Genomic DNA, 18,063 nt, shown 5'->3' with positions numbered 1-18,063 from the left:
GGCGGGTCGGGGGAGCAGAGACATGTCGTTCAGGGGGACTTCCATTGCGGTCGTAGCCGCGGTTTTGGCCGGGCTGTCGTTCGCCGCATCGACGCCGGCCGGGGCGCAATATTGCGAAGGTACGGTGCACGGTCTTTCCAGGCACTACAGTCTGGCAACGGGAAGCGGCTTTCTCGCCGTTCGGGCGCGACCGAACTCGTCGTCGCGCATGATCGGGCAATTGTTCAACGGCGACCAAACCGAGATCTTCGACCGCCGCGGAAACTGGTACCAGGTCGATTTCGGCGGCCGCACCGGCTGGGCGAACGCACGCTGGCTGCGCAACGATTGCGACTATTGAGCTATTTTCGCCTGAGCTAAAATAGCTGCAACCAAATCGGCCGTTCCGCGTTGGCGGCGATGATGGACAGCAAGCCATTTGAAAAGCCTGTCGTGGTCGAGCTCGGCCATGTCGGCAAATATCGCCATATCCGCAGCGCCCAGGAGGCGGCGGAGTGCCTGATGACGGTCTGGCCACTCAATCGCGGGCCGCGTCATCGTGATGCCCTCGACACTTGCCTAAAAGTGCTGGAAGGTTATCGTTCGACGGCGGATGCGCGCCGGGCATTGATCGAAGCCGCCAGGGAATCGGACGTGCTGGTCGCAGACGACAGGCTGCCAGACGACAGACTGGCCGACGATAGGCTGCATTGAGGCAACGGGCTTTCAACCGGAGGGTTTCATGGCGAAACTGACCTACAAGATCGTCGAGCATGACGGAGGCTGGGCCTACAAGGTCGGCTCGACATTCTCCGAAACGTTCCCCACCCATCAGGACGCGTTGCGCGCCGCCGAGATCGCTTCGGCCGAACAGCAGGTCGCCGGCAATACCGACGGCATCCAGTACGAGGACGCCGACGGCAAATGGCACGACGAGCTCGCCGATGGCCGTGACAGGCCGCAAACCGAGGTTTCGGATTAGGACGAGGTCTTCAATTAGACTTGGGTCGCTTTACAGGCCGGTTTGGTAGCGCTACCGTTTTACGTCGCGCGTGACCAGGGAGGAGCTTGGTCGCGGTCCAGACAGGAAGCGGTTTCCTTCGAAGTCGTCGCAGGAATCAGTCGGGAGGAAATCGATGGCGTCTGTCGCGATCGGCGATGTCTACAAATCATTTGGGACCGTCGAGGTCCTGCACGGGGTCAGCGTCGATATAGACGACGGCGAGTTCGTCACGCTGGTCGGGCCTTCGGGTTGCGGAAAGTCGACCCTGCTCAGGATGATCGCCGGCCTGGAAAAGATCTCGCGTGGCCAGATCGCGATTGGGAAACGTGTCGTCAACAACGTTGCGCCAAAAGAACGCGACGTCGCCATGGTCTTCCAGAACTATGCACTCTACCCGCATATGACGGTCGCCGAGAACATGGCGTTCTCGCTGATGCTCAAGGGTGTTTCCAAGACAGAGAGCGATGCCGGCGTGCAGCGCGCAGCCGAAATTCTCGGGCTGGTGCCGCTGCTGTCGCGCTATCCGCGCCAGCTTTCCGGCGGCCAGCGCCAGCGCGTCGCCATGGGCCGGGCGATCGTGCGCGACCCGCAGGTCTTCCTGTTCGACGAGCCGTTGTCCAACCTCGACGCCAAGCTCAGGGTGCAGATGCGCGCCGAGATCAAGGAGCTGCACCAGCGCCTGAAGACGACGACGGTGTACGTCACCCACGACCAGATCGAGGCGATGACCATGGCCGACAAGATCGTCGTCATGCATGACGGCATCGTCGAGCAGATCGGGCCGCCGCTCGAACTCTACGACCGGCCGAACAACCTCTTTGTCGCCAGTTTCATCGGCTCGCCGGCCATGAATATGCTCAGGGGCGAGATCGCAACCGACGGTTCGCCGTTTTTTCGCGGCGCCGGAGGGATTTCAGTCCCGTTGGCCTCAGCACTTTCCATCGGCAATGGTGAGCCGGTAGTGCTGGGAATACGGCCCGAGCATTTACGGCTGTCCGACCATCAGGGCATTCCGGTCACCGTCGCGGTGGTCGAGCCGACAGGGTCCGAAGTGCAGCTCATCGGCCGCACCGCCGGCGGCGAAGAGATCGTCGCAAATTTCCGGGAACGCCATTCCTTCACGCCGGGCGAAACCATCCGGCTTACGGCCGAGCCTGGCCTCATCCATCTCTTTCACGGCGAAACCGGACAGCGATTCGAAACACTCATCGAGCAGTAGGACTGCACGGCAGGGACAATAAGCAGGAGGAAGCGAGCATGAAATTCACCAGACGCGACGTGATCCGCACCACCGCCGGCGCTGCGGCGGGAGCCTTGGGAAGCCGGCTCATCGGCTCTCCGGCCTTTGCCCAGGATGGATTGAAATACAAGCCCGAGGACGGCGCCAAACTCAGGCTGCTGCGCTGGTCACCTTTCGTGCAGGGCGACGAGGATCAATGGCTGGCCAACACCAAGCGCTTCACCGAAGCGACCGGCGTCGAGGTTCGCGTCGACAAGGAAAGCTGGGAGGACATTCGCCCCAAGGCGGCGGTCGCCGCCAATGTCGGCTCCGGCCCGGACCTGATGTTGGTCTGGTTCGACGACCCGCATCAATATCCCGACAAGCTGCACGACGTGACGGAGCTGGGCGAATATCTCGGCTCGAAATACGGCGGCTGGCACGACGGACCGCACCAATATGCGACACGCGAGGGCAAATTCATCGGCCTGCCGCTGGCCACCATCGGCAATGCCATAGTCTATCGTGAAAGCTGGGTGAAAGAGGCCGGCTTCTCCGAATTTCCGAAGGACACGGCAGGCTTGCTCGAGCTTTGCAAGGCGTTGCAGGCGAAGGGGCACCCGGCCGGCTTCACGCATGGCCACGGCGTCGGCGACGGCAACAACTACGCTCACTGGCTGCTGTGGAGCCATGGCGGTCAGATGGTCGACGAGAGCGGCAAGGTGACGATCAACAGCGCCGAGACGCTCAAGGCGATCGAATACGCGCAGCAACTCTACAAGACTTTCATTCCGGGCACCGAAAGCTGGCTCGACGTCAACAACAACCGCGCCTTCCTGGCCGGGCAATTGAGCGTCATCGCCAACGGCATTTCCGCCTACAACACCGCCAAGATCAACAAGGACAAGGATCCGAAGCTCACTGAGATAGCCAAGGACATCCGCACCACCAACCTGCCTATCGGTCCGGTCGGAAAATCCGTCGAGCTGTTCCAGGTGACCACGGCCGTCATCTTCGACTACACGCCCTACCCCAACGCGGCCAAGGCCTACCTGCAGTTCATGTTCGAGGATCCGCAAATGTCGCAGTGGATCACGTCCTCGGCGGGCTATTGCTGCCAGACGCTCAAGGCCTTCGACAACAACCCGGTGTGGACGGCCGATCCGAACAATGCCGCCTACGCCAAGGCCTCGGCGACGCTGCGGCCCAACGGCTATGCCGGGCCGCTCGGCTACGCCTCGGCGGCGACCATGGCCGATTATGTGCTGGTCGACATGTTCGCCAAGGCGGTGACCGGCCAGGCAACGCCGCAAGAGGCGATGGAAGAGGCCGAAAAGCGCGCAAACCGCTACTATCGCGTTTGAGCCGAGCTCAACCGGGCAGCCGCGACCGCGCTGCCCGGTTCGGCAATCGTGCACGGCCGCCCGGCCGATCAATGAGACCTTAGAGGAGCCGACCCATGGCCGTGACCTCCGCTGCCGCTCAGCCACGCCGGTCGACGCTGTCGCGCATTCTGACGTTTGTGTCTGAAAGTCATAACGCGCTTGGCTTCGGCTTCATGCTGCCGGCGGCGGCGTTGCTGCTGGTTTTCCTGACTTATCCGCTCGGGCTCGGCGTCTGGCTCGGCTTCACCGATGCCCGCATCGGCCGCCCCGGCATCTTCATCGGCTTCGAGAACTATGAATATCTATGGGATGACGCCGTCTTCTGGCTCTCCGTCTTCAACACCTTGCTCTACACGATCAGCGCCTCGATCCTGAAATTCGCGCTCGGCCTCTGGCTGGCGCTTATCCTCAACCAGAACCTGCCCTTCAAGTCGTTCTTCCGCGCGATCGTCCTGCTGCCATGGGTGGTGCCGACGGTGCTGTCGGCCATCGCCTTCTGGTGGATCTACGATTCGCAGTTCTCCATCCTGTCCTGGGCGCTTATGGAAATGGGCCTGATCGACCATCGCATCAATTTCCTCGGCGATCCGGAGAATGCGCGGGCTTCGGTCATCGCCGCCAATGTCTGGCGCGGCATTCCTTTCGTCGCCATCACGCTGCTTGCCGGCCTGCAGACGATTCCGCAGTCGCTCTACGAGGCCGCCACGCTCGACGGCGCCAGCCGCTGGCAATTGTTCCGCTATGTGACGCTGCCGCTGCTGACGCCGATCATCGCCATAACCATGACGTTTTCGGTGCTGTTCACCTTCACCGATTTCCAGCTGATCTATGTGCTGACACGCGGCGGGCCGGTGAATGCCACCCATCTGATGGCGACGCTGTCGTTCCAGCGCGGCATTTCCGGAGGCCAGCTTGGCGAAGGCGCCGCGATCGCAGTGGCCATGATCCCGTTCCTGTTGGCAGCAATCCTGTTCAGCTATTTCGGCCTGCAACGCCGCAAATGGCAGCAGGGCGGCGGAGATTGATATGACCGCGATCGAAACGAGCAAACGCCCGGAACTCGACGAAGGCGGCATGGACTACCTGCAGAGCGTGCCGCGCCGCGTGGTGACGGTCTATCTGCCGCTGCTGGTATTCGTCATCGTGCTGTTGTTTCCATTTTACTGGATGACGATCACGGCGGTTAAGCCCAATCTCGAGATGACCGACTACGCCAATTTCAATCCGTTCTGGGTGGTGCATCCGACGCTCGAGCATATCCGTTATCTTCTCTTCGAGACGTCCTATCCGGGCTGGCTGCTCAACACGATCATCATCTCGACCGCCGCCACTTTCCTGTCGCTGCTGGCTGCGGTGTTCGCTGCCTATGCGATCGAGCGCTTGAGGTTTTCCGGGGCGCGGCAGGTCGGCCTCGCGGTCTTCCTTGCCTATCTCGTGCCGCCCTCGATCCTGTTCATTCCGCTGTCGGTGATGGTGTTCAACCTTGGGCTTTACGACACGCCCTTCGCTCTCATCCTCACCTATCCGACCTTCCTGATCCCGTTCTGCACATGGCTGTTGATGGGGTACTTCCGCTCGATCCCGTTCGAGCTGGAAGAATGCGCGCTGATCGACGGGGCGAGCCGCTGGCAGATCCTCACCAAGATCGTGCTGCCGCTGTCGGTGCCGGGCCTGATTTCCGCCGGCATTTTTGCATTCACCCTGTCATGGAACGAGTTCATCTACGCCTTGACTTTCATCCAGTCGTCCGAAAACAAGACTGTGCCGGTCGGCGTGCTCACAGAGCTGGTGCGCTCGGATGTCTATGAATGGGGGGCGCTGATGGCGGGAGCGCTAATCGGTTCACTGCCGGTGGTGGTGCTCTATTCGTTCTTTGTCGAACACTATGTTTCCTCGATGACCGGAGCCGTGAAGGAATAGCCGACATCGTGATTAGGTTGAGGTATTCCCGGCGGCCGGGATGCCCGAGGCGGGCACCCTGCCGGCCGAGATCGCGGCCGATTACTTGCCGCAGTATTGATCGTTGACATTGGTGTTGGCGTTGGCGTCGGGGCCAGGCGTGTGCGATGCGCAAGGACCGAGCGGGCTTGGAATGACCTGAGTGCCCGGACCCGAGTTCCCGCCATAGATGCTGCCGGTGGTGTTCCGATCGACCGGCTGCTCGTTTTCGTAGACCGGGCGATGACGGGTCTGGGAGGAGTATGTGTCCGACGATTGGGCCATCGCCGAACTGGCGATGCCGAGTGCGAACACCGAGGCAGCAAGAATTTTCGTAATCATAAAGTCTTCTCCGTTTCGGGGGAGGTTTCAGATGTCGTCGCCTTTCTGCGACGGGTCTACAACCTGTGGCTCGGCCCGAGGTTGCATTAAAAATTGTTAAGGTGGGCAGGCTTGGACACCTTTGCGTGAGGAATGCGTGAGGTTCCGGGAGCGTGTCAGCTGCTGGTGTCGGACTTCGGCGCAAATGCGCGGTCGGCAATGCGTTCGATGAAAGCGACGACCCGTTCCGGCTCGACGAATTGCGGCATGTGGCCAAGCCCCTCGACAGCCTCGAAATCGAGCCCCCTGATCTTTTCCACCACCGGCCAGCCATGGATATCGATGCCCAGCACGAGATCGGAAGCACCAAACAGAATGCCGGCCGGCATGGTGATCTCACCATAGCGTTGCTCGATGCGGCCAAGGTCGTGCTCGATGGCCACGACATCGGTCGATGTCGCGTAGAAATGGCTGGGCCTCAGCCCGCACCAGCCGCCGCCCTCGACCATATAGTCGGCCGGCGCCGTCTCCGGCGCGAAGATGAAGGCCAGCGTGCGTTCTGCATATTTGAGAGCCGCCGGGATCGCCACCGTATGAGCCATGATTCGGCGCCGCAACGGCGACTTAATGTATAGCGGGCCGAACTTCTCGCGCGCGTCCGGCTCCATATGGGTCAGCGGCGCCAGCAAGGCGATGCCGGAAATCGCCTCGGGATGCTCGACAGCCAGCGTCAGCGCGATGGCGCCACCCAGTGAATGGCCGACGATCAGCGGCTTTTCCAGTCCCAGCATTTCGATGAGGCGCCGCACGATTTCGGCCTGCTCGGGCAGCCGCCCGCTGGCGCCCCTGGCCCGCACCGAATAGCCGGAGCCCGGGCGGTCGAGCGCGATCAGCCGATAGTTCAGGCCGAAACGTCCGAACAGCGTGTGGCGGAAATGATGAAGCTGCGCGCCGAGGCCGTGCAGGAAGACGATCGGCCGCCCCTCGCCCGTCTCGACATAATGGATGCGGTTGCCGTCGATCTCGATGAATTTGCCGCTGGCCGGCACCAGCCTTTCGGCTTTCGCCGCAATCCGCCGCGTCGCCAGCAGCGGATAGGCTGCCACGACCAGCACCAGCAGAAATAGCGCGCCGAGCAGCAATAGCAGAATTAATACCGGCATTTTTCACTCAGCGCCCGAACCAGCGCGCAGCATCACCCGCCGCAGGTTCCACCGCAAGAGAGGTGGCACAGGTGGATCCGTCGTTTGGCGGCATTGCCGCCGGCGGTCCGCCGCGCTATCTCAGGCGACCCGTTTGCCGGAGCCCGCCATGACCGAAATCGTCACCGCCGCCATGCTCGTCATCGGCGACGAGATTCTGTCCGGCCGCACCAAGGACAAGAACATCGGCCACCTCGCCGACATCATGACGGCGATCGGCATCGACCTGAAGGAAGTGCGCATCGTTCCGGACGAGGAAGACGAAATCGTCGCTGCGGTGAATGCGCTGCGCGCCCGCTACACCTATGTTTTCACCACCGGCGGCATCGGCCCGACGCATGACGACATCACTGCCGATTCCATCGCCAAGGCCTTTGGTGTGCCGTGCGAATACGACGCCAAAGCCTACGCCCTGCTAGAAGCAAGCTACGCCGCCCGCGGCATCGAATACACCGAAGCGCGCAAGCGCATGGCGCGGATGCCGCGTGGGGCCGATCACATCGACAATCCGGTGTCGGTTGCGCCGGGCTTTCGCATCGGCAACGTCCATGTCATGGCCGGCGTGCCGGCGATTTTCCAGGCGATGCTCGACAATGTCGTGCCGACGTTGCGGGCCGGCACCAAAATGCTGTCGGCCACCGTGGAATGTCCGTTCGGCGAAGGCCTGATCGGCGGACCGCTGGGTGACATCCAGAAGGCGCATCCGGACACGATCATCGGCTCCTATCCTAAATATGGCGACGGCAAATTCTGGACCGAACTCGTGGTACGCGCCCGCAGCCAGCAGGCGCTGGATGCCGCACGGATCGACGTCCAGGCTATGGTGGCGGGTTTGACCAAGGCAAGCAGGGTGGGCTGATCGGCCGGTGTGTCGGAACCAAGCATCGCGCAGTGACGTTTGTCACGGGTAGGATCGCCGTAAGAAATGAGGGACTGCCATGCGATTCAAGACCATCGTCGCCATATTGCAGAATGAACCGGACGCCGAGCGCGTCCTCGACTGCGCGATTCCACTGGCCAGCCGGTTCCAGAGTCATCTGATCGGCATTCATGCCGAGGCGCTGCCCGTGCCCTACACCTCGGCCACCGGCTTTCCGGACACCGAGTTCCTGCAGGTTTCCGCCGACATGAACCGGGAGCGCGCCGAGAAATTGCAGGCGGCCTTTCTCAGGCGCGTCGAGAATTCCGGCCTCTCCTTCGAATGGCGCAGCCTCGAGAGTTTTTCCGGCGACAGCGCGCTGACCGGCATCTCGACCGTTCGCACCGCGGACCTGATCATCGCCGCGCAGCGCGAATCGAGCGGCGATCCGAGCGCCGACGTCGACACGCTGGTCTACGATGCCGGCCGGCCGGTGCTGGTGGTGCCGCATTCGGGTCCGCTGGTCACCAGCTTCAAGCACGTGCTGCTCGCCTGGAACGGCAGCAAGGAAGCCGCGCGCGCGGCCTTCGATGCCCTGCCCTTCATCATCGAGGCCGAGAAGACGGACATTGTCGTCATCGACCCGCCGGACACGCTCGAAGAGGCGCCGGAAACGGCCGGCGCCGAGATCGCCGCCTCGTTGTCCAGGCACGGCGCGACCGTCAGCGTCTCGGTGCTGAGGTCCGGAGGCGCCTCAGTCGACGACATCATCCAGACCAGGGTCGCCGAATCGGGTGCGGACTTGCTTGTGCTCGGCGCCTACAGCCATTCCTGGCTGCGCCAGCTGCTGTTCGGCGGGGTGACGCGAACGGTGCTGCGCACCGCGCCGGTGGCGGCCTTCCTGTCGCGTTAGAGCATGATCCCGAAAAGTGGAATCCGGTTTTCGGAAAGATCATGCTCAAGAAAAAAGAATAGAGCCCCATCCCGATTATGTCGGGATGGAACAGGCTCTAGGTCCACAGGGATCGCTGGCAGGACAATCGCTTTGCCGCGCCCTTGCCAAGGCCAAGCCTTTCCAGTTAATTCCGCGCGCATTCCACCATGTTCTAGCGCGCAATGCGCGCTTGCGGAGTGCGCGAGAGATGTCCCTGCCCGAAAAAGCCTTCCCGGTCTCCTGGGACCAGTTCCACCGCGACGCGCGCGCGCTCGCCTGGCGGCTTGCCGGCGCCAACAAGGGGCAATGGAAGGCGATCGTCTGCATCACGCGCGGCGGCCTGGTTCCGGCCGCCATCATTTCGCGCGAGCTCGGCATCCGCATCATCGAGACGGTCTGCGTCGCCTCCTACCACGACTACACCAGCCAGGGGCAGTTGCAGGTGCTGAAGGAGGTCACGCCGGCGCTGCTCGTGGATGACGGGGCCGGCGTGCTGATCATCGACGACCTTACCGACACCGGCAAGACGGCAGGCATCGTGCGCGCGATGATGCCCAAGGCGCACTTCGCCACCGTCTACGCCAAGCCGAAAGGCAGGCCGATGGTCGACACCTTCATCACCGAGGTCAGCCAGGACACCTGGATCTATTTTCCCTGGGACATGGGCTTCACCTACCAGAAGCCGATCGCCGACGACCACGCCGGCTGATTCGCGGCACCGCCGCTCATTGCAACCAGCCCGCCCAAGGCACCATCCGCAGCCGAGAAATGCCGGCTTGATGCTCGCGCGGCCGCCCCATTTGGGCGAGACCGGCGCAAATCGGCAGAATCTCGCTGGTCCATGAAACATTTTTTACTTTTATTGCTTATAATTAGCCGTAAGATTCATGAGACGGCAAATGATTCTGGAAGCTGGGGCAAGCTTCTCCGATGTTGACGAGGCCAACGACGCACAACCATCTGGCCGAAAGGGTCCAGCGACTCTTCGGCGCGGTGCCGAGTCGCCTGCAGGTTGCAGCGCTGCCTTGGCGCGATAGCGAGGACGGCGTGGAGGTCATGTTGATCACCAGCCGCGATACCGGCCGCTGGGTGCTTCCCAAGGGCTGGCCGGAAGCAAAGGAGCCGCTTTGCGAAGCAGCGGCACGCGAAGCCGGCGAGGAGGCCGGCCTGAGCGGCACGATCTCGCATCACGAGGCCGGCCGCTATTTCTATGCCAAGGTGCTGGCTACCGGCGAGGAAGTGCCATGCGAGGTCCTGGTGTTCCCGCTGCAGGTCGACAAGGTCGCCGACCGGTGGAAGGAAAAGCGGGCACGCACCCGCAAATGGGTCAGGGCCGCCGAGGCAGTGCGTATGGTCAACGAACCTGACCTCTCCCAGGTCATCGCCCATTTCTGCACGGATCCGCACCGGTTCTCCTGAGCCCGAGTCGCGCATAGCCGCGGTCAGGTGCCGCGAAGGCGGCGGCCGAAGCGCCTCCACGCAGAGCCGAACCTCCTCCGTTGCGCTCCGCTTCTATCCCCGTTATCCACATATGTGACACACAAGATGTTGGGGTCATAAAAGCTACGCAAACGAATCCTTGACGCCGCAAAACGAGTCGCCTTTTATAGGCCATGCGCTCCTGTTGAGAGCGCGACCGGAAAAGTTTCGAGCCCGGTCTTTTTCCCGGAATATGTGCGTTTTACCCGCATTCCTGCCTGTTCACGAGGCCGGCGGAGGCGTGGAATTTCGAAGCCTTTTTGGGGCGAAAGGGAGGATTGTCGGACTTGAATAAATTGTCTGTTAATACTATATTTAGTGTTTGCAGGTAGGTTCGACGCTAGATAATGTGAATTTCCCTCGATTGAGGGTGTTGCAAAAAGTTTTCAGTTTTTGAGGGACCCACAGGGTCCGTCAGCGCGTTGGACAGCGACCTCGCAAGAGGTTCGACCGGCAGGGCGGCGGAGACTGTGAAGATGAGAGCCGGCGGTTTTCGAACGCCGGCAGACGGCGGACATGCGCGTTTCGTCAAGAGGGCAGAAATCCTCTGGGAAAAGCGCTATATGTAGACAAAAGGGACCGGACCAATGCGCATCGAGCGTCGTTTCACCAAGCCAGGACAATCTGCCTACGCGGAGATCGAATTCCGCAAGGCGCTTTCCGAGATCAAGAATCCGGATGGCTCGGTGGTGTTCCGCTTGGACAACATCGATGTGCCGGCTCAGTTCTCCCAGGTTGCCGCCGATATCCTGGCGCAGAAATATTTCCGCAAGGCGGGCGTGCCCGCACGGTTGAAGAAGGTCGAAGAAACGCAAGTCCCCTCGTTCCTGTGGCGCTCCGTCGCCGACGAGGCGGAACTGGCCAAGCTGCCGGAAGCCGAGCGCTACGGTTCCGAGACCGATGCCCGCCAGGTCTTCGACCGGCTTGCCGGCACCTGGACCTATTGGGGCTGGAAGGGCGGCTACTTCAAGTCGGAGGATGACGCGCGCGCCTTCCGCGACGAGCTCGCCTATATGCTGGCCACCCAGCGCGTCGCGCCGAACTCGCCGCAATGGTTCAACACCGGCCTGCACTGGGCCTATGGCATCGACGGCCCGAGCCAGGGCCATTTCTATGTCGACCCGTTCACCGGCAAGCTGACCAAGTCGAAGTCTTCCTACGAGCATCCGCAGCCGCATGCCTGCTTTATCCAGGGCGTGCAGGACGACCTCGTCAATGAGGGCGGCATCATGGATTTGTGGGTGCGTGAGGCGCGGCTGTTCAAATACGGCTCCGGCACCGGCTCCAACTTCTCGATGCTGCGCGGCGAAGGCGAAAAGCTGTCCGGCGGCGGCCGCTCGTCCGGCCTGATGAGCTTCCTGAAGATCGGCGACCGCGCGGCGGGCGCCATCAAATCGGGCGGCACGACGCGCCGCGCCGCGAAAATGGTCATTGTCGACGCCGACCATCCCGATATCGAGGAATTCATCGACTGGAAGGTCAATGAGGAGCAGAAGGTAGCCTCGCTGGTCACCGGCTCGAAGATCGTCAAGAAGCACCTCGAAGCGATCATGAAGGCCTGCATCAACTGCGAAGGCAATGGCGACGATTGCTTCGACCCGGCGGTCAACACCGCGCTGAAGCGCGAGATCAAGGCGGCCAAGAAGGACGCGGTGCCGGAGAACTACATTTACCGCGTCATCCAGTTCGCCAAGCAGGGCTACACCTCGATGTCGTTCAAGACCTACGACACCGACTGGGATTCGGACGCCTATCTCACCGTTTCCGGCCAGAACTCCAACAATTCGGTGTCGCTGAAGGACGATTTCCTGCGCGCCGTCGAGCAGGACGGCGACTGGCATCTCACCGCCCGCAAGGACGGCAAGGTGCTGAAGACACTAAAGGCGCGCGATCTCTGGGAAAAGATCGGCTATGCCGCCTGGGCGTCGGCCGATCCGGGCCTGCACTTCAACACGACGATGAACGACTGGCACACCTGCGCCTCGGCCGGTGCGATCCGGGCGTCCAACCCGTGCTCCGAATATATGTTCCTCGACGACACTGCCTGCAATCTGGCCTCGATTAACCTTCTGCCCTACCGCAACGCCGACGGCACCATCGACATATCAGCCTACGAGCACACGGTGCGGCTGTGGACCATGGTGCTGGAAATCTCCGTCATGATGGCGCAGTTCCCGTCGAAGGAGATCGCCAGGCTTTCCTACGAGTACCGCACGCTCGGCCTCGGCTACGCCAATATTGGCGGCCTGCTGATGACCTCGGGCATTCCCTACGATTCCGACGAGGGCCGCGCCATCTGCGCCGCGCTCACCGCGATCATGACCGGCACCGCCTATGCCACTTCGGCCGAAATGGCCGCCGAGCTCGGCGCCTTCCCCGATTATGACCGCAATGCGCAGAACATGCTGCGCGTCATGCGCAACCACCGCCGCGCTGCCTATGGCGAAAGGGACGGCTACGAGAAGCTTGCCGTCAACCCGGTGCCGCTGGTCGCATCGGATCTCAAGCAGCAGGAGCTTGCCGACCATGCCAAGGCCGCCTGGGACCGCGCCATTGAGCTTGGCGAGGAGCATGGCTATCGCAACGCACAGGCAACGGTGATCGCACCGACCGGCACCATCGGCCTGGTGATGGATTGCGACACCACCGGCATCGAGCCCGACTTCGCGCTGGTAAAGTTCAAGAAGCTCGCGGGCGGCGGCTACTTCAAGATCATCAACCGTGCCGTTCCGGAAGCGCTGCGCACGCTCGGCTATTCCGAGAGCCAGATCGCCGAGATCGAGGCCTATGCCGTCGGCCACGGCAATCTCAACCAGGCGCCTGCCGTCAACCCCGGCTCGCTCAAGGCAAAAGGTTTTACCGACGACAAGATCGCGGCGCTCAACGCCGCGCTGAAGTCGGCCTTCGACATCAAGTTCGTCTTCAACCAGTGGACGCTGGGCGCCGACTGGGTGAAGGAGACGTTTGGCTTCACCGACGAGCAGCTCAACGATTTCTCGTTCGAGATGCTGCCGGCGCTGGGTTTCTCGAAGAAGGACATCGAGGCCGCCAATATCCATGTCTGCGGGGCGATGACGCTGGAAGGCGCACCGTTCCTGAAGGCCGAACACCTGCCGGTGTTCGACTGCGCCAGCCCGTGCGGCAAGATCGGCAAGCGTTCGCTGTCGATCAACAGCCACATTATGATGATGGCGGCGGCGCAGCCCTTCATCTCCGGCGCCATTTCCAAGACCATCAACATGCCGAACGACGCGACGGTGGAAGACGCCAAAGGTGCCTACATGCTGTCGTGGAAGCTGGCGCTGAAGGCCAACGCGCTCTATCGCGACGGCTCGAAGCTCTCGCAGCCGCTCAACGCCTCGCTACTCGCCGACGGCGAGGAGGACGAGGACGAAGCCGTCGAGCAGCTGATCGCGGCACCGGCCGCGCAGCGCGCCGTGCAGGTGACCGAGAAGATCGTCGAGCGCGTCGTCGAGCGTCTCTACCGCGACCGCGAAAAACTGCCGAACCGCCGCAAGGGCTATACCCAGAAAGCGGTCGTCGGCGGCCACAAGGTCTATCTCAGGACCGGCGAGTTCGATGACGGTCGTATCGGCGAGATCTTCATCGACATGCACAAGGAAGGTGCGGCCTTCCGTGCGATGATGAACAACTTCGCCATCGCCATCTCGCTCGGCCTGCAATATGGCGTGCCGCTCGACGAATATGTCGAGGCCTTCACCTTCACCAAATTCGAGCCGGCCGGCATGGTGCAGGGCAACGACGCCATCAAGAACGCCACGTCGATCCTCGATTACGTGTTCCGCGAACTGGCCGTCTCCTATCTCGGCCGCCATGACCTCGCCCATGTCGACCAGTCGGACTTCGACAAAACCGCGCTCGGGCGCGGCATCAACGAAGGCAAGGCGACGCCCTTCTCCAAGGGCCTGACCCGCGGCGCCTCGCCGGTCAAGCTGGTGTCGGGTGCCGAGCCGAAAGGCTTTGCGGGTTCGGGTTCCGGAACTCCAGTCCGTACCGCCCCGACCGCCTTCTCCGGTTCCAACGTGCTGACGTTGAAGCCGGCCAGCGACGAAGCCATCGCCTACAAGCGCGACTACGAGGAGCGCGCCAGGGAACTGGTCGAGGACATCGTCTACGCGGAAGCGTCCGACCCGACGGAGCTGTTCACCGACGAAGCCGCGAAAGAAGCAGCCGAGGCCAAAGCGCTTGCCGCCAACCGGCGCCAGCAGTCGTTAATGCAGGGCTATACCGGCAACGAATGCTCGGAATGCCACAATTTCACGATGGTGCGGAACGGCACGTGTGAGAAGTGCGATACTTGTGGGGCGACGAGCGGGTGTAGCTGAGGAGCTGATGCCACCTCGGCTTACGGTCCGCGAGATTATTCGCCTGCTGGAGACCGACGGCTGGTACCTGGTTGCAACCAAGGGCAGCCATCGCCAATATAAGCATCAAATCAAAGCCGGCCGCGTCACCGTGGCCGGCAAGCCGTCTGAAGAGGTTGCGCCAGGAACCCTGAACAGTATCCTCAAGCAGTCCGGTTTAAAGGAGTGATGACATGCGCTACGCGGTGGTGATCGAAAAAGCCGGAAACAATTTTTCCGCTTACGTGCCGGACCTGCCTGGCTGCATCGCGACTGGTGCCACGGTGCCCGAAGTGGAAACTGAAATTCGCGCCGCAATACGCTTTCACATCGAAGGCTTGCGCGCCGATGGACTGGATGTGCCCAAAGGTGTCAGCCTGGCGGAATATGTCGAGGCATAGCGGGACGCCCTCCCTTCTCCCCTTGTGGGAGAAGGTGGCCGAGCGAAGCTCGGTCGGATGAGGGGTGTTCCAGCTTGGCAGCGACGCACTCCGTCCAACACCCCTCAACCGTCTTGGCGCAGCGCGCCAATCCAACTTCTCCCACAGGGGGAGAAGGGAAGACCGCGCTACCGCCACGGCTGCAAACTTTCATCTCGTACATAAGCGATGATGGTGTCACAGACGGCGTTTCAAATCCCGCAATACGTCGTCGTTCCAGAAGCGCAACACGCGAAAGCCCCTCGCCTTCAATTCGGCGTCTCGCTCTCCATCATGGTGCGAATCCGCGTGCTGGCTGCCATCGATCTCGACAATCAGTCTGGCCTCGGCGCAAATGAAATCGGCGATGAATTTGCCGACCGGAACCTGGCGCCGGAATTTGATGCCATCGAGCCTGCGTCCGCGCAGTTCATGCCACAGGCGGCCTTCCGCTTCCATCGGCTCGCGTCGCATCGAGCGGGCGAAACGACGTTTGGTCGGAGCAACGGGCTGATGCGGCATGGGACGACGTTATCCAATCCTGGGGACGACCTCCAAGGAATCCTCAGATAAGGGCCGACGTTCGAGACCAACCAAAGGGGGGATAGCGCGGCGCCCTCCCTTCTCCCCTTGTGGGAGAAGGTGGCCGAGCGAAGCTCGGTCGGATGAGGGGTGCTCCAGCTTGGCACCGACGCACTTCGTCCAACACCCCTCAACCGTCTTGGCGCTGCGCGCCAATCCACCTTCTCCCACAAGGGGAGAAGGGAAGAGCTGCCTCACTCCGCGTCGGCCACGTCCTGCCGTCCGCCAACCCAATCCCGCCAGGCCCTCTCGTCGCCATGGAACACGTTGAGGTCGATGCGGCCTCTTACCCCGTGCGACAGGCCGGAGCCGGAATATTGCCAGAACAGCCATTTGCGGCCGGGATAGACCTTTGACGGGTGCGCGGCCACGGCGCGTAGCCAGAAGGGGTAATCGGGGAAGGCGCCCCTGAGATTATCGCGGTAGAAATCAGGCGCGGTGTAGATGATCGGCCGCTGGCCGTAATGGCGTTCCAGCCTGTCCATGAACACCTGCATCTTCTCCAGCACTTTTTGGCGCGACGGGCGCCGCTTGCAGCTGGATTCGCCGTTCCACTCGACATCGATCACCGGCGGCAGCGCACCCTCGACCCGCGGCACGTTGCGGATGAACCAGTCGGCTTGCTCGCCGGCGGTGCGGCACCAGTAGAAGAAATGGTAGGCGCCGCGCTTCAGGCCCGCGGCGTCGGCATTGCGCCAGTTCCTGGTGAACATCGGGTCGAGATGGTCGCCCCCGTCAGTCGCCTTGATATAGGCGAAGTTGGCGCCCTGGGCGCGCAGCTTTTGCCAGTTCACATTGCCCTGCCAGCGCGAGACGTCGACGCCGTGGATGGCAAGGCGCCTGGGCGAGGATGCCTTGCCAAAATTGATCGGCTTGGCATCGCGAAAACCATAGCGCGTGACCGGCCCGGCAAGCATTGCTGGCGCTGCGCGTGTCAGCCGCCTCGGCGGCGATACCAGCGCGATCACCTCGGCCGGTGGCTCGACGCTTTGGTCGGGCTCCGCGATAGCGACCGGCTGTTCGTCCTGCTCCTGTTCCGCAAAAGCGGGCGCAGCATCGACTTTCGCCGCAGAGGCGATCGGCGCGGGTGGCCGCACAACCGAGCTGGTGGTCTCGCTGGACGGCACTTGCAGCGCATCGACGCCGGAGGTCGACGTGCAGCCGGCAAGGCACAGCGCTGCGATCGAGAAGATGACGACGCCTGATAACCGCATCTGGACCTGTACGCAAAACACAACAGACCGAAGGCAGGACAACGCCGCCGGACAAACCAAGCTGGATTCCTAACAAGAAACTACCAACAAAGTTTGAATCGAATTGTTAGGGCTTGCATCGGGACGTCGGCCGGCCCTCCAACGTTCGGCCACGTCGCTGCCTCGCAATCCCGCTTGACAACTCACGGCATGAGATTAATCTCCGCTAATCTTACAGTGTAAGGCCATACTTGGGAGGAAGACATGCAGCCCGCCGCCCTGTCAGAGTTGCCGCCCTTAGTCCCGCCGGAGCCACACTCGCCCGCCATCGGAATCAACGAGATATCCCGCGATCTCAGCCGCGCCATCGAAAGCGCCGAGGTCGATGCCTGGCTCGATCTTTATCGTGCCGCCCCGGCAGACTTTGCCGAAAGGCAAGGCCTGGCGATCGCCGAAGATGGCGATCTCGTCTGGACCACCTGCACGAAGATCCCGTTCATCCATTTCAACTGTGTCAAGAATTTCGGTGTCGATAGCGCTGCTACCGAGAGCCGGCTCGACGCGCTTCTGGCGCATTATCGCGACGCCGGCATTCTGCGGCCCTGGTTCTACACCAACCCACACACCGAGCCCGCGACGCTCAGCTGCTGGCTCGAGGCGCGCGGCCTGCAGCGTCAGGGCGGCTGGGAGCGCATCTTTCGCGACGGCACGCCATTGCCCGCTGAGCCGCTTTTCCCGACGGAGGATGTCTCGGTCGAGCGGGTGACGCCGGCAACGGCAAGGGAATGGGCTGGGTTCATCGACAGCCAATATCGGTTGCCGACCTCACCGTGGTTGCTGGCGCTGGCCGGTCGACGCGGCTGGCATCATTACATGCTGCGGCGGGAAGGCGCGGTGGCAGCGGTGCGCTCGATGTTCATCGGCGCCGACGGCATGGCCTGGAGCGGCATCGACGCGCCGGTGCCCGGCATCATGGCGCCGAGCTTCGACCTCGATGCAATGCTCGGCGAAGCGATGGTGCGCGACGGACTTGCGGCCGGTGCAAAACTGTTCGTGGCCGATATCGAGGCGCCGCGAGCCGAACGCGACGGGCCAGCCTATCGCAACTATGCACGCCTCGGCTTCAAGCTTGCCTATTTCCGCAGCCATTACAGCTATTTGCCGGCAAATTCCGGCTGACCGCTTG

At 62.2% G+C, this 18,063-nt stretch carries 19 protein-coding genes; 16 read left to right on the top strand and 3 right to left on the bottom strand.

Annotated features, from left to right (window positions below; translation table 11 throughout):
* The first annotated feature begins 22 nt into the window (after positions 1-22).
* From NKI85_RS20195 to NKI85_RS20165, 7 genes are all read left to right on the top strand, one after another.
* Positions 23-340: an SH3 domain-containing protein gene (locus NKI85_RS20195; RefSeq protein WP_352526554.1), complete on the top strand. Its 318-nt coding sequence runs from the start codon at positions 23-25 to the stop codon at positions 338-340.
* A 59-nt stretch (positions 341-399) separates the two neighbouring features.
* On the top strand, positions 400-693 hold the full coding sequence (locus NKI85_RS20190) for a DUF982 domain-containing protein (RefSeq protein WP_352467305.1): 294 nt from the start codon (positions 400-402) through the stop codon (positions 691-693).
* Between the two features lie 28 nt (positions 694-721).
* Positions 722-961, top strand: a complete 240-nt coding sequence (locus NKI85_RS20185; RefSeq protein ID WP_023674770.1) for a DUF2188 domain-containing protein — start codon at positions 722-724, stop codon at positions 959-961.
* Positions 962-1,115: 154 nt separating this feature from the next.
* On the top strand, positions 1,116-2,201 hold the full coding sequence (locus NKI85_RS20180; RefSeq protein ID WP_352777598.1) for an ABC transporter ATP-binding protein: 1,086 nt from the start codon (positions 1,116-1,118) through the stop codon (positions 2,199-2,201).
* Positions 2,202-2,239: 38 nt separating this feature from the next.
* The gene (locus tag NKI85_RS20175) at positions 2,240-3,565 is read left to right on the top strand and encodes an ABC transporter substrate-binding protein (RefSeq protein WP_352777596.1); all 1,326 of its coding nucleotides are present in this window, start codon (positions 2,240-2,242) and stop codon (positions 3,563-3,565) included.
* A 194-nt stretch (positions 3,566-3,759) separates the two neighbouring features.
* Positions 3,760-4,611, top strand: coding sequence for a carbohydrate ABC transporter permease (locus tag NKI85_RS20170; RefSeq protein ID WP_502896011.1), 852 nt, complete (start codon positions 3,760-3,762; stop codon positions 4,609-4,611).
* A 1-nt stretch (position 4,612) separates the two neighbouring features.
* Positions 4,613-5,506, top strand: coding sequence for a carbohydrate ABC transporter permease (locus NKI85_RS20165; RefSeq protein WP_352526560.1), 894 nt, complete (start codon positions 4,613-4,615; stop codon positions 5,504-5,506).
* 81 nt (positions 5,507-5,587) lie between these two features.
* Here NKI85_RS20165 and NKI85_RS20160 read toward each other — a convergent pair whose 3' ends face one another.
* Both NKI85_RS20160 and NKI85_RS20155 read right to left on the bottom strand, forming a co-directional pair.
* Positions 5,588-5,866 carry a hypothetical protein gene (locus tag NKI85_RS20160; RefSeq protein ID WP_352777593.1) on the bottom strand — a complete coding sequence of 93 codons (279 nt, stop codon included), beginning with the start codon at positions 5,864-5,866 and terminating at the stop codon, positions 5,588-5,590.
* A 155-nt stretch (positions 5,867-6,021) separates the two neighbouring features.
* On the bottom strand, positions 6,022-7,008 hold the full coding sequence (locus NKI85_RS20155) for an alpha/beta fold hydrolase (RefSeq protein ID WP_352777590.1): 987 nt from the start codon (positions 7,006-7,008) through the stop codon (positions 6,022-6,024).
* A gap of 148 nt (positions 7,009-7,156) precedes the next feature.
* Between NKI85_RS20155 and NKI85_RS20150 the strand changes: the two genes are divergently transcribed.
* The 8 genes from NKI85_RS20150 (at position 7,157) to NKI85_RS37935 (ending at position 15,675) form a co-directional block, all read left to right on the top strand.
* Entirely contained in the window at positions 7,157-7,906 is a 750-nt protein-coding gene (locus tag NKI85_RS20150; RefSeq protein WP_352526566.1) for a competence/damage-inducible protein A, read from the top strand.
* 79 nt (positions 7,907-7,985) lie between these two features.
* Positions 7,986-8,819 carry a universal stress protein gene (locus tag NKI85_RS20145; protein ID WP_352526568.1) on the top strand — a complete coding sequence of 278 codons (834 nt, stop codon included), beginning with the start codon at positions 7,986-7,988 and terminating at the stop codon, positions 8,817-8,819.
* A 229-nt stretch (positions 8,820-9,048) separates the two neighbouring features.
* Complete coding sequence (gpt, locus tag NKI85_RS20140; RefSeq protein WP_352526569.1) at positions 9,049-9,549, top strand: xanthine phosphoribosyltransferase; 501 nt, start codon at positions 9,049-9,051, stop codon at positions 9,547-9,549.
* 221 nt (positions 9,550-9,770) lie between these two features.
* Positions 9,771-10,259, top strand: a complete 489-nt coding sequence (locus NKI85_RS20135; RefSeq protein ID WP_352526571.1) for an NUDIX hydrolase — start codon at positions 9,771-9,773, stop codon at positions 10,257-10,259.
* 647 nt (positions 10,260-10,906) lie between these two features.
* The gene (locus NKI85_RS20130) at positions 10,907-14,665 is read left to right on the top strand and encodes a vitamin B12-dependent ribonucleotide reductase (protein ID WP_352526573.1); all 3,759 of its coding nucleotides are present in this window, start codon (positions 10,907-10,909) and stop codon (positions 14,663-14,665) included.
* A 7-nt stretch (positions 14,666-14,672) separates the two neighbouring features.
* Entirely contained in the window at positions 14,673-14,873 is a 201-nt protein-coding gene (locus NKI85_RS20125; RefSeq protein ID WP_352526575.1) for a type II toxin-antitoxin system HicA family toxin, read from the top strand.
* 4 nt (positions 14,874-14,877) lie between these two features.
* On the top strand, positions 14,878-15,084 hold the full coding sequence (locus tag NKI85_RS20120) for a type II toxin-antitoxin system HicB family antitoxin (protein ID WP_352526576.1): 207 nt from the start codon (positions 14,878-14,880) through the stop codon (positions 15,082-15,084).
* A 207-nt stretch (positions 15,085-15,291) separates the two neighbouring features.
* The gene (locus NKI85_RS37935; protein WP_502896010.1) at positions 15,292-15,675 is read left to right on the top strand and encodes a hypothetical protein; all 384 of its coding nucleotides are present in this window, start codon (positions 15,292-15,294) and stop codon (positions 15,673-15,675) included.
* A 203-nt stretch (positions 15,676-15,878) separates the two neighbouring features.
* Here the strand turns inward: NKI85_RS37935 and NKI85_RS20110 are convergent, their stop codons facing one another.
* On the bottom strand, positions 15,879-16,898 hold the full coding sequence (locus NKI85_RS20110) for a GH25 family lysozyme (RefSeq protein WP_352526580.1): 1,020 nt from the start codon (positions 16,896-16,898) through the stop codon (positions 15,879-15,881).
* Between the two features lie 243 nt (positions 16,899-17,141).
* Here NKI85_RS20110 and NKI85_RS20105 point away from each other — a divergent pair, with 243 nt between their 5' ends.
* Positions 17,142-18,056 (top strand): hypothetical protein, encoded by a 915-nt coding sequence (locus NKI85_RS20105; protein ID WP_352777585.1) that lies wholly within the window; start codon positions 17,142-17,144, stop codon positions 18,054-18,056.
* The last annotated feature ends 7 nt before the right edge of the window (positions 18,057-18,063 follow it).

Origin of the sequence: Mesorhizobium sp. M0571 (assembly GCF_040320985.1) — a bacterium.
Classification (GTDB): domain Bacteria; phylum Pseudomonadota; class Alphaproteobacteria; order Rhizobiales; family Rhizobiaceae; genus Mesorhizobium.
Note: the sequence above shows the minus strand (reverse complement) of the source record. Positions and strands in the feature narration are given on the sequence as shown.